General features: G+C 65.5%; 7 protein-coding genes and 3 pseudogenes. 7 read left to right on the plus strand and 3 right to left on the minus strand.

Features of this window, described 5'->3' with window-relative positions; all coding sequences use genetic code 11:
- Nucleotides 1–340 precede the first annotated feature (340 nt).
- The 3 genes from G3I56_RS40275 to G3I56_RS40285 all read left to right on the plus strand — a co-directional run bounded on the left by G3I56_RS40275 (nucleotide 341) and on the right by G3I56_RS40285 (nucleotide 4,334).
- A complete protein-coding gene (locus G3I56_RS40275) occupies nucleotides 341–949 on the plus strand; it encodes a DUF6879 family protein (RefSeq protein ID WP_164418130.1) in 609 nt (202 codons plus the stop codon).
- 86 nt (nucleotides 950–1,035) lie between these two features.
- Nucleotides 1,036–3,348 (plus strand): tetratricopeptide repeat protein, encoded by a 2,313-nt coding sequence (locus tag G3I56_RS40280; protein ID WP_343240203.1) that lies wholly within the window; start codon nucleotides 1,036–1,038, stop codon nucleotides 3,346–3,348.
- Nucleotides 3,349–3,632: 284 nt separating this feature from the next.
- A complete protein-coding gene (locus G3I56_RS40285; RefSeq protein ID WP_164418134.1) occupies nucleotides 3,633–4,334 on the plus strand; it encodes a GNAT family N-acetyltransferase in 702 nt (233 codons plus the stop codon).
- Nucleotides 4,335–4,921: 587 nt separating this feature from the next.
- On the opposite strand, the pseudogene G3I56_RS40290 reads toward G3I56_RS40285, so the two are convergent.
- The 3 genes and pseudogenes from G3I56_RS40290 to G3I56_RS40300 all read right to left on the minus strand — a co-directional run.
- A pseudogene (locus tag G3I56_RS40290) lies at nucleotides 4,922–5,245 on the minus strand (transposase); the annotation flags it as partial.
- A gap of 123 nt (nucleotides 5,246–5,368) precedes the next feature.
- Nucleotides 5,369–5,464 (minus strand): annotated as a pseudogene (locus G3I56_RS44485) (GNAT family N-acetyltransferase); the annotation flags it as partial.
- A 291-nt stretch (nucleotides 5,465–5,755) separates the two neighbouring features.
- Complete coding sequence (locus tag G3I56_RS40300; protein ID WP_164418151.1) at nucleotides 5,756–6,226, minus strand: hypothetical protein; 471 nt, start codon at nucleotides 6,224–6,226, stop codon at nucleotides 5,756–5,758.
- A 449-nt stretch (nucleotides 6,227–6,675) separates the two neighbouring features.
- Here G3I56_RS40300 and G3I56_RS40305 point away from each other — a divergent pair, with 449 nt between their 5' ends.
- From G3I56_RS40305 to G3I56_RS40320, 4 genes and pseudogenes are all read left to right on the plus strand, one after another.
- Nucleotides 6,676–6,876 (plus strand): hypothetical protein, encoded by a 201-nt coding sequence (locus tag G3I56_RS40305; RefSeq protein WP_164418153.1) that lies wholly within the window; start codon nucleotides 6,676–6,678, stop codon nucleotides 6,874–6,876.
- A gap of 15 nt (nucleotides 6,877–6,891) precedes the next feature.
- Nucleotides 6,892–7,144, plus strand: a pseudogene (locus G3I56_RS40310) (sigma factor); the annotation flags it as partial.
- Nucleotides 7,145–7,514: 370 nt separating this feature from the next.
- A complete protein-coding gene (locus tag G3I56_RS40315) occupies nucleotides 7,515–7,688 on the plus strand; it encodes a hypothetical protein (RefSeq protein ID WP_164418077.1) in 174 nt (57 codons plus the stop codon).
- Between the two features lie 489 nt (nucleotides 7,689–8,177).
- Nucleotides 8,178–11,429 carry an AAA family ATPase gene (locus tag G3I56_RS40320; RefSeq protein WP_164418155.1) on the plus strand — a complete coding sequence of 1,084 codons (3,252 nt, stop codon included), beginning with the start codon at nucleotides 8,178–8,180 and terminating at the stop codon, nucleotides 11,427–11,429.
- Nucleotides 11,430–11,553: the final 124 nt, after the last annotated feature.

The following is an 11,553-nucleotide window of genomic DNA, read 5'->3' on the forward strand; positions in this document are numbered from 1 at the left end:
ATCGCGCTAGAATTGATACTCTGGAGATTCGTCTGGACACAGAGGGTGGCTATGGTGAGTGGTGTATGGAGTCCCGACCCGCAAGCCTCGTTAACCCGTCGGCTCGGCATCGCGCCGACGGATCCCGGCAGCGGTCGTGAGCCAGGGGAGACGGGCAGCGGTGGCGAGGGTGGCTGCCCGGACGTCTGGGAGCTGGACAACGGGGATGTCGTCGTGATCGGGCGCGACCTGACCGAGAACTACGCCGGGATGCTACCCAGTGGGGTCACTGTTGGTGCAGGCGAGCGGCTCGTGGTGATCCCCCGAGGAATGGCAAGGGCTGTACGGATGGACGTCCCGGATGCTTAACGAGTTGGCCGGCGCGCCGGGTGAACGATTGCTCGGCGACGCCTATTGGTCAGACTTCGAAGAACGCTTCTGGCGAACTAGTGAGCTGGGGTTCTGGAAGCTGGAACGCCTCCAGGAATTCCAGGAGCCCACGGACGACAGTTGGGTTGCTTCCTCAAAGGGCAACTGGCCGGAGGCCTTGGCGATGCTCGAGGGGCGCCGTGAGGCGCTCACCCAGCACTACGCCAAGCTTCGGGCCCACGGCTTCGAGACCTGGCGGATCCGAGTGGTGGAGCAGCCGCTCACCGACTACATGCAATGGGAGTTGCGCCTGCTGCTCATGCGGGACGAACTCGGTGGCCACACCAGGGTGATCGACGCTGGGCGACTCCGCTCGTACGAAGAAGATGGCGTACTGCCCGAGTTGATCACGCTTGGCGAAGACGTGGTGTATCGGTTGCTCTACGACGACAACGGCCTCCAACAGGGTGGCGTCCGCTACACAGACCGCGATCTGGTCGTTCGCTGCCAGGAGTTCGTGCAAGGGCTCTACAGCGAGGGCGAGGACATCAGGAAGTACCTTGCGCGCGAAGGGATGCTGCCAGCGCGAGAACAGCACTGATGGCACGCCCGTCTGACGATCCTCGTAACTTCGAGTCCCATTCCGACCTGTCCGGCTCCGCACGCGATGTGGTGCAGGCCGGGAACGTGCAGGGCGGAGTCCATTTCCACCGTGAGACGGACCCGAATCGCGCCAGCCCCCCTCGTCAACTCCCGGGAGATGTAGGGGCGTTCGTCAATCGTCGCAATGAGATCCGGGCCCTCGATGCGGTCCTGGGGCGAGAGCGGGGCGGTACTTCGGGGGCCGCCGGGATCTATGTCATTACAGGGACCGCCGGTGTGGGCAAGACCTCGCTGGCCCTTCACTGGGCGCACGGGGTACGAGACCAGTACCCCGGCGGTCAGCTCTACGTGAACCTGCGCGGCTATGACCCAGGCGAACCGGTCACCGCCGAGCAGGCCCTCGACCACTTCCTGCGGGCCCTGGGCGTCGCCCCGTCGTCGACACCGGCACGTCTGGAGGATCGCTCCGCACTGTTCCGGTCGATATTGGCCGATCAGCGTGCGCTCGTGGTCCTGGACAACGCGGCGACTGTCAGCCAGGTCCGGCCGTTGCTGCCTGGGAACCCGGACTGCCTGGTGCTGGTGACTAGCCGGCACCGCTTCTCCGGCCTGGTCGCCAGGGATGGCGCGCACCGGCTCAGGCTGGACGTGTTTTCAGAACAGGACGCGGTGCGGCTTCTGCACACCGTCACGGCGGGATACCGGGTCCTAACCGACACCGACACAGACCTGTCCGAGCTGGCCCGCTTGTGCGCCCGGCTGCCACTCGCCCTGCGGATCGCCGCAGAGCGGGCCTCGAGCAGACCGCTGATGCCCCTGGACGAGCTGATCGCAGACCTGCGTGACGAGTCAGCGCTATGGGGCGCGCTGACGGCTGAGGAGGACGACGAGTCCGACGCCGTGCGAACCGTTTTCGCTTGGTCCTACCGAGCTCTCTCAGAAGCGGCTGCGCGATTGTTTCGGCTGTTGGGCCTGCATCCCGGCCCCGAATTCGGCGTATCCGCTGCAGCCGCGCTCGCCGACGCTAGTGTCTCAGTGACCCGTCAACTGCTTGACGCCCTCACGGGGGCGCACGTCCTCGAACAGGCCGCGTACGGGCGATTCCAGTTTCACGACCTCCTGCGGATCTACGCCGCCCAACAGGCCGCGCAGTATGAGGACGAGGAGGCCAGGGACAGCGCCCTGGCGCGGATACTGAATCACTACCTCTTCTCCTTGGCCCGTGCGATTTCGCGCATCGCCCCGATGGACAGGCCCGTCCCTCTCCCCGAGCCGTACCCCGATGTAGTCGGGGAAGAGTTCACGGACCGTGCCACAGCATTGCAGTGGTTCGAGCTGGAACAGGCCAACCTTGTGTCCGCTGTCCGCACAGCCGCAGCCAACGGCCAGCACGCGGTGGCGTGGCGGATCGCCGCCCTGATGCGTGGCGTATACGTGAGCCGCAACCCGTTCCAGGAATGGATCTCCGTGTCCGAGACCGGTCTCGCTTCGGCCACCGCCATCGGTGACCAGCGGGGCCAAGCGGAGATGCATGACAGCTTGGGCAAGGCGTACTTGCAGTCGCAGCGACTAGACGAGGCCGAGTCACACCACCGCGAGGCGCTGCGGCTACGCCGAGAGATCGGCGACCGCTATGGCGAGGGCATCGCCGTCAACGCCCTCGGCCTGCTCGACTGGCGGCGCCGCAGGCTTGCGGACGCCGAGGCATGCTTCCAGAAGGGACGGGAGATTTTTCACGGCTTGGCGGACCTGCGCTGGGAAGCCCTACTCCTGTCGAACCTGGGAATGACCCGGTTCGACGCGCTGCGGCTCGATGCGGCAGCGACGGATCTCACCGAGGCGGTCAGGCTTTGCCGGGAGGCGGGTGACCGGGCCTACGAGGGGAACGCCCTGTTCTACTTGGCGATGACGCAGCGAGAGCGGGGCGAGCTCGAAGCCGCCCTGTCCAGGGTCCGACAAGCCCTCGACATCAGCCGGACGGACCGGCTTACCGCTTGGGGAGCCTTCTGGCTTCTGGAACTCGCGAGGATCCAACGCGCCCTCGGTCAGCCAGGCGAGGCCCTGGTGTCCTGTCAGGAAGCAGCCGTGGCCCAGCGGCAAATCGGCGATCGCAACCGTGAGGCTGCGGCGCTCGACTCTGCGGGTGAGGCCTACCGAGACCTCGGCCGTTTCACGGAGGCGACCAAATTCCATCGCATGGCCGTCTCCTTGTACCGTGAGACTCGAGACCGGTGGGCTCTTGCGAATGCGCTGGCCAACCTGGCGCTGGCGCTATCCGATGTGGGTGATACGGAGGGTGCCGCAGGCTGTGCCGCGGAGGCTGCGGCGGTCTTGAGTGGCTTCGCTGACGCGCGCGCGACGGCTCAGTACGAACGGATTGCGGGGCTGTTACCGTGAACGAGCGCCTCGCGGCCAGCCTCGGAGCCGATCCAATCGCTCTTCTGACGGAACGTCACAACCGGAGGATGGCCCAGATCGACCCCCGAGTAGCCCCTGCGCCCCCGCTAGCGGATGACCAAGAGCTTGCAGTCTCCAGCAGGAGCGGGGCAGTCGCAGCCGGTCGGATTCAAGAGTACAGATTCGGTACGGACACGTATGAAGCCCTATGGGGCGCGCTGCACCGTCAGGTACTGCAGGTACGCGTCTTCGGGGCGGACCCCACAACGGCCTTCGATGAGGTGTTGGCCGGACTGCTCGGCCGGCTCGGGGCCGATATTTACGCCAGTACCGGTGCTGGGCCGGATGCCGAGTTGAACGCCGACCGGTCCGTGGTGCTCACCTGGCCCAGCCTGGACACAGCTTGTGCAGCTCCGCTCGTCCGGCACGGCTTCGCCCCGCTGACCTCACTGGTCATCAAGCAGTTGGAACAGCGGCCGGATCCGCAGGGCGGAACGACCGTACGTCCCGCCCTGCCGAGCGACCTGGAACGACTCACCGAGCAGGCGGAGCGGCTGCACCTGTTCGAGAACCAGCTAGGGGTACTGCCCTGGCGGCCCGCCCTCCGGGCCCTGCTGGCGGAGGAGCTGGCTGGCGCCCTGGCCAGCGAGCCCTCCTTTGTGCTGACCTCATTGATCGATGGCATACCGGTCGGATTCCTGCACGGGCAGTTCCCACACGGCGCGTGGATCGAACAGCAGGTCACCGCGGGCCCCACGGGGTACCTGTCCCGGCTCTTCGTCGAACCGAAGGCGAGGCGGAAATTGGTAGGGCAGGCGCTGATTGCCGCCGCACACGAGACGCTCCGGGCGCGTGGTGCGCAGGCCGTGCTGCTCCACCACAGCCTGCACAACCCACTTGCCGCACCCCTGTGGGCGCGAGTGGGCTACCGGCCCGTGATGACCGCTTGGACGAGGAAACCACCCAAGACACGGGACTGGGGCTAGAACAGAAGTAGGCGTAGGCATACGGGACGGGGTGGGCGTGATGGAAGCGGAACTGGTAGGGCTGGCCTCATCGGGGGCGACGGCGCTAGTGGGGCTGATGGTGTCGGACGCTTGGACCACGGTGCGGGGCCGGATGTCCCGGTTCCTAAGCCGCAGTGCCGAGGACGACGATGAGAGTGAGACGGTACTTGGTGAACTTGAGGCTTCCCGAGCTGAGTTGGCTACGGCTCGGGCAGACGGGGATGATGGGCTGGCGGGTGACGTAGAGACGCAATGGCGGATCCGGTTAAGGCGCCTGCTGGCCGAGGACTCAGGCGCGGCAGCCGAACTGCGCGCTTTGCTCGACGAGGTGGCTCCACCCCGAGATAAGGGCCGATCCGAGGTGGTGCACAACGAGGTCTCGGGTGGGCGACAGAACGTTGTGGTCCAGGGGCGCGACTTCTCGCGGCTGACTTTCGGAGGCCAGGACGGACCGTCGACAGAGCCGGGCCCGGGTGAGCGATGAGCGGGCCCTTCGACAGCGACAACAGTCCCTCTGAGGACGAGGAACGTTCGATACCCGTGGGGCTTCCGATGACCACAAGCATTCTGCCGACGGTACCGGTGTACTGACGCTGGGCGCCGACCATGCCGGTGCCCTTTCACGTCGCCGGTCTCGTCGACCACCCAGCACAGCCTGGTCGTGTGCAGATGCTCCACCACGTAACCGCGCACGTCGTCACGGACGGTGTCGGCATCCCACTTGACCCGCCCCAGCAGGTGCTGCATGCCGTCCAGAATGGTTTCCCCGGCCCACTCGGCGATGGTCCAGCAATTCCTGCGCGGCAAATCCGACAGCAGCCCAAGCATCAAGCGCCGACCTGGCGTCGGGGTTCGACCTGCTTGAACCGGCCCGATAGTCCCTCGAACACCTCTTGCCATCGAGCAGGATCACGCTGTGACCTGCGGCCACCACGTGATCTTCAGTCTTCACACACCGATGATCAACGGTGGCCGCAGCCATCCCGCAGCCGGTTCACCGGCAAGATCGCGGTCTACAGTTCGAGAGCCAGATCGCGCTGATACCAAATACCCGGCTTACCACCGATGTCGGCCGGGGCTGCCGGGCCGACCAAGACGAACCCGGCCTTGGCCCTGTTCTCGTATAACTACCGCCAGGTGACTTGTAGCGCTGAGCAACTACCTGGGGCTGTGGTCGCGCTGCTGGAGGGCGGCGAAGTCGGCGCGGGCTGTCTCGACGGCCTCGGGGTGCGCCTGGGTCTTCTCGTGTTCGGCGAGCGCTCGCGACACTGGGGCCCGGCGACTACCGCCTGCGCGTCCACGCCCGGGGCCGGGACACCGTAGTTGACCTCGCTCCCGACGAGGTGACCGAGTGGTACCTCATCCAGGCGCGACCGGCACCAGCTCAACCAGAGTGACGCCTACGGCGCATCAATACGCACACTGAAACGCTGGCCGAACTGCCAGCCCGCCACCAGCGGGCGGGCAGACGCGTTCCATACGTGACTGCATCCCTGGGGACGTCGAAGAGCGGTCCTCCGGATCTCGGCCTGAGTGAGCATCCCGAATGACCGGAAGCTGCGTCCGGGGGAGGTCGACCGGGCCCTGACCTGGACCTGGACGCGCAGCGAAAAATCTACGGCGTCGGGAACTTCCTCCAGCTCTGAGCTGTCCTGGCCGACCTCGACATCATCGACGAACGGTTCGTCAACGCGTTGCCGGGCCGCCGGTACCTCGAGATCTGGGCCGCGCTGAAGTCGTTCGTCAGCAAGGAATGAGAACAGCTGGGCGTGCCCGACAGCGCCGTCCTGAGCGTCCTGGAAGACTCCGTGAAGCGTCTTGAGGCCTCCCCGGCCGAGCGGCCTCAGCTCCTGGCTGGCCAGCTCCGGCACTGACGCCACCCATAGCCCCCGCCGCTGTTCCTCCCACACCCAGCGGTGGCCAACTGGGCAGGCGAGAGCCCCGGCCGCCCGTCGCGCAGTTACCAGTCGGCGAAGTCCTGGTCGTCCCACAGTCCGTCAAGCCGGTCTCTCACCCACATCGCTGTCGTGCCGTTCGGGTTGCTCACCCGTGCGATCTGCACGGTCAGGGCCGGAATGTGCTCACCAGAACGGAGACAGGGAGACAACGGACACCTCGGCAACCGCATCGGCCTGCGGAACAGCCCGAGCATGCCCGCTGATCGCGCTGCGGCACCGGAAAACTCCAAGATCACCCAGTCCGGGGCAGATGCGGCCGGTGGGTGATGCGTACACGCTCTCACCGGATAGCCTCAAGGCTGCGTGGCCCGCCGACGCTCCAGTCGAGCGACTCCCGTAGCCCGAGGAGGCCCCCCGCCACCATGTTCACTCCCGCGGAGCAAACCGCACTCGCCGCCCACGCTGCTGCTTTGGGCCTCTCCGTCAATGAGTACATTCGGCAGACGGTGGCCGACCGGGCTCTGTCCTGGCACCGTGAGCAGGACGCCTTCCGTGCGATCGCGCAGCGGCTCGGCTGTACCGTCGACGACCTGCTGCAGCGCGGTTCCCTCAGCGACGACTGAGCTGCACCCTGTTTCGTGGAGTCCATTCGGAGCCTCACGCCGAGCGTGCTCGCCATCCTTGGCCGCCGCGGAGCCGACTTCGCGGCGGCCAAGGACACCGTGCAGGACGCACTGGTCGAGACAGTCCGTGTCTGGCCGGCCGACCCACCGCAGGATGCGAAGGGCTGGCTGGTCACCGTGGCGCCTGGCGGCGGTTCCTTGGAGCAACCGCACCGCCCGGTGTTGGCGTGAGGACCGCGTCGACGACGAGCCAGCGCCCGGGCGCGCCCACAGTGGACGGACACCCTTTAGGCTTCTTCGACGTCGGTGTAGCCACGGGGGGGTATTTTTGGCCTGTCCCCCAGCACCACCACCGGCTCCACCTGAAAGGCGGCCGCGGTCCAGTCGCACGCATCTGGCCGCTGCCGGATCGAGCATGGCGAGCGTGTCCCGCGGCGATGACGGATGCAGCCAGTCCAGCAGGGCGGTGTCGGCCCGCTCGGCGACACCTAATTGCCAGCGTGCCTCATCCGGCACGCGGGAATCGGCGGCCTCTGCTTCGAGATCCACGCCTACGCGCGCCGCGTAGGCCAAGGCGCTGGGTGTCGACACATGCGGGAACGGCACTCCCTACGGATCGGCGCCAAGGAGTGGGCGCCATGCTCGTCCAGGCTCTCGCCGACGACTTCGGCTGCCCCGTCGCTGAGGTGTCCTGGTCCACCCCGATCAGCGGCCATTCTTCGTGGGTGCCGAACGGCGATGTGTCCGTCTCATCACCACTCGCGGCTCGACAGTGCTTCCCGCTCATGTCGCGCGGATCACTGTCGATCTGACGACCTGGAACCAGGCTGGCGGGGTCCTCACGAAGGGGTTGCCACATCTGCCGGAACCCACGGTGGTCGATGAGCTTGTCGAAGCGACTCGGCGGTGGGTGCTCTTGCTGCAACCACGTTTCCACGCGAGTGCACTATGAGGTGGGACGTTCCTGAACGCCATATATGGACGGACTCCTAGGATAGTCGCTCAGGGGGCAGCGGCGCGGGGGGAAAGCAGTGACACGAGTACTCATTGTCGGTGTCGGAGCCTTCGATGAAGGCAGCGACGCTGATCGCTCAGATCCCTTGGCCCCTGCGAAGACGCTAGATCCGTTGCCCTCGGTTGGGCCAGCCGTCTCCCAGCTTGCGACGCACCTTGCCAAGACGCGAGGGCTGAGGATCGTGGGCAGCGGAGCGTCACTCGATCCCGATCACGAAACGCTCAGGCGGTTGTGGCGAGATGCTCATGGGCTGGTGGGGTCGAGCGAGGTTCCTGAAGCTCTTATCGTGCACTTCGCGGGCCATGGAATCGCCGGACAGGGCGATCAGTCGTTGTTCTTGGCGACGCGTGAGACACGGTTGGACAACTTCGCCCGGACTGCCGAGCAGGTGGGGACGTGGCTAGGTGAGGTCGAGGCAACTGCGGACGGGCCGCCGGTACTTTTCATGCTGGACGTGTGCGGAGCCGGCCGACCGGTTATGCAGCAACTCGTAGACAGGATCAGGGCGGCCGACCGTCGTGCGTGGGTGATCGCTGCATGTGCACCTGACGAGAAGACGTATGCCGCGCGGTTCACGTCTGCGACTGGCCTTGTCATGGAGCGGCTGTCCCAGGGACGGCTCGACATCTCCCCAACGGTGCAGCATGTCCCGGTGGAAACGCTGGCACGGGAGATCGACCGAGAACTGGCTCGGTCAGCAGCGGCTGATGGCCTTGTCTCTCAAAGCGTCCTGCGGACTGCTCATGCCGAGGCTCATGTGCCAGTGCCGCCTTTCTTGCTCAACCCCTCCTATCGCACGGGCGCCGGGGAGCGGTTCCTTCAGTCAGTAGAGACGGGATTGTGGCAGTTCGCGGCAGCTGTCGACCCGGCTCTCGATCCGTTGCACTTCATTTCTCGGGCTTCAGGGTCACCCCAGCAGCAGGACATTGCGCAGGGATGCTTCTTCACTGGTCGGCAGGAGCAGCTCGGGCAAATCAAGCAGTGGCTCGAAGGGCCAAGCGAGCCATCACTGATGGTGGTGACCGGGAGTCCTGGCTCGGGAAAGTCGGCGCTGCTGGGAGTTGTTGCCTGCCTGGCTCACCCTCAGCTGCGCGCAGTGACACGTCAGATCGCGCAGGCAGTGGATCGTGGAGTAAGGCCGGAACTGAACCCTGATCTGGCTGCGGTACACGCGCGGCAGCGCGGTCCTGCAGAGGTGCTGGCTTCGATCGCGGCTCAGCTCAATCTGGGTGAGGAGCCGGGGCGGGGGTGGACCACCACCGCGATTCTTGACCGGCTCACCGAGCAGCGAATCAGGCCGGTGACGGTTGTAGTGGATGCTCTCGATGAGGCTTCGTCCGACTCCGCTTTGGTCGACGCTCTGATTCAGCTTGCCCGGTCTCGCCGGAAGCTCGACGAGAAGAATCCGGACAGGGATCGAGTGGTATGCAGGGTGCTGATCGGGACCCGGCCGTGGTGGGACCGTTATCGAGATCTACTGAAGGAACTTGAGCGCAGTGACCAGTTTGTCGATCTAGATCAGGTTTCGGTCGAGCAGCGAACCATGGAGCTGCGGGAATACTTGTGCGAGATTCTTGAGACTTCCCAGGTGTACAGCGGGCCGGGGACTGCTGAGTTGCGCGTCGCAACTGCTACCGCAGTTGCCGAGCGGCTAGGGGTCCGAGACGAGGCCGGGTTCTTGTTGGCGTCACTCTTCGCGCATTACTTGGTTCATCAGGTTGCCCCGCCAAGTGTGGTGGATGTGGTCCGCCGGATTCCCTCGGGTCTGCCGGCCATGTTGCAGCTGCATCTGGGCATTCTGCAGGAGGAGCATCCGGCGATGGCCTCCGTACTTGCCGCGGTGGCGCACGGGTACGGTCAGGGCATGCCGCTTGAGGTGGTCCACCAGGTCGCAAGTGCCTTCGTGACATCAGGCAGCACCGCACCGGGTCTGAACGATGTTCAGAAAGCGTTGGCAGCAGCTTCTTTCTACCTACGGTTCAGTACGGATAGTGACGGGCAGCGGCTGTATCGCTTCTACCACCAGAGCCTCGTGGACTATCAGCGCAAGGCGTTCGAGCGTGTGAGCCGGTCCAGCATCCTCGCGTCCGTTCTCGACACTCTGCCGGGGCCTGCCGCTGTGGGGGAACGCAGGTTCGGGTTGGCTCTCCCGTACGTACTGCGGCACGCAGCGCAGCACGCTGCGGACGCCGGAGAGCTCGATACGCTCCTTCTGTCTGCGTCATTCCTTGTCCACTGTGATCCGCAACTGCTGAATGAACGACCGGTCAGCCGTTCGCTACGGGGCCGCATGGTGGGACTCCTGTGCCAGGCCGCGTTGTCCGTCGGACACGAACCGTGGCAGCGACGTCTGTGGTTGCGGGATACAGCCGCAATGTGGGGGGAATCGTGGCTTGTCAACGCGTTGGACGCGCTGGAAGAGCCTACGGCGCAGCCTCCGGAGCACCGTCTGCTGCAGTTCTCTTGGGGCTCGGTGGAGCTCCCTTCTCTATTCGCCGGCTGGAGTCCCGACTTCGTGGAGGCTGTTCTCGTCCGAGGTTGCGGTCGATGGCTCGCCGCGGGGCTCACGTTTGAAGAGCAGGTCGAGGTGTGGGATGTCCGGACGGGGGTGCATTTGTTCTCCTTGTCGCTTCCAGGTGACAGTCCACTGACGGCATTGTGCGGCGGGTACGGACGGTTCGGAGCACTGGTGGCTGTGGGACGGTCCGACGGCCACATCGATGTCTGGGATCTCGAGACGGGCAGTATCAAGACAGCGATCAGGACGGATGCCGTTCCTGTGGTCGCGCTCGGCATTGTTGAGCATGGCGACAGCTTCCTCGTCGTGGCCTGCGGCGGGGGTGAGGTCACCTCGTATGACCCGACAGGGAGCCGAGTCGCCTCCCTGGATGTCATTGGCGATTGGCTGTGCAACCTGGAAGCCGATGGCAGCGTGGGCGACTTGCAAGAGCCAGATCTCGACATTGAGGGATACGACTGCACCGCAGTCGGTGCAGTCGAACTGGATGGTGTACGGCTATACGTCTCGGGGGCGAAGAACGGTTCGGTGCACGCCTGGGAGGCGGCCGGCAAGGATCTGGTGTGGCCCGGCGGAAGTGCCCCTGTCCTCAGTGTTCAGACTGTGCAGGGACCCGGTGGACCAGTCGTGGTGACGGGTGCCGACGACGGCACTCGGGTCTGGGACGTGCGTACGGGAACCCATCAGCCGCTGGACAACATCGGCCACGCTGGCGCCGGGACGCTCCTCCTTGGAGAGGGCGGGAGGCCGTACTTCGCGTACTTCGAGCCGGGGCACGGAATCCGGGCACGCTCGCTTGACGGGATGGAGGACGAACCCGCACTCCTGAGCGTCACTCCTGAGCAAGTTTCGAGCGTTGCCGTATTGGCGGTAGACGGTTTGCAACTAGCAGCCATCGCATGGGTTCACCACGCAGCAGGGTCGGAGTCGTGGGACGAGGCCGTGCTGTTGTCGGAGACACCTCATGCGCAGTCGGGTTCGCTCCTGTGGGGGGTGTCGCACGCTTCTGCGGTGGATTGAGCTTGTTCCGCTTTGACGGACACCATTGGTGTGGTGGTCAGGCTGCGAGTGCGGTCTCGTATTCGGCAGGGCTGAGGTAGCCGAGGCTGCTGTGCAGTCGGTGCAAGTTGTACCAGCTCTCGAT

Source organism: Streptomyces sp. SID12488 (genome assembly GCF_010548275.1).
Lineage (GTDB): Bacteria > Actinomycetota > Actinomycetes > Streptomycetales > Streptomycetaceae > Streptomyces.

Coding starts and splice junctions, on each gene's coding strand:
- G3I56_RS40275 (WP_164418130.1), top strand. CDS start 341: ATGCTTAACGAGTTGGCCGGCGCGCCGGGTGAACGATTGCTCGGCGAC.
- G3I56_RS40305 (WP_164418153.1), top strand. CDS start 6,676: ATGTTCACTCCCGCGGAGCAAACCGCACTCGCCGCCCACGCTGCTGCT.
- G3I56_RS40315 (WP_164418077.1), top strand. CDS start 7,515: ATGCTCGTCCAGGCTCTCGCCGACGACTTCGGCTGCCCCGTCGCTGAG.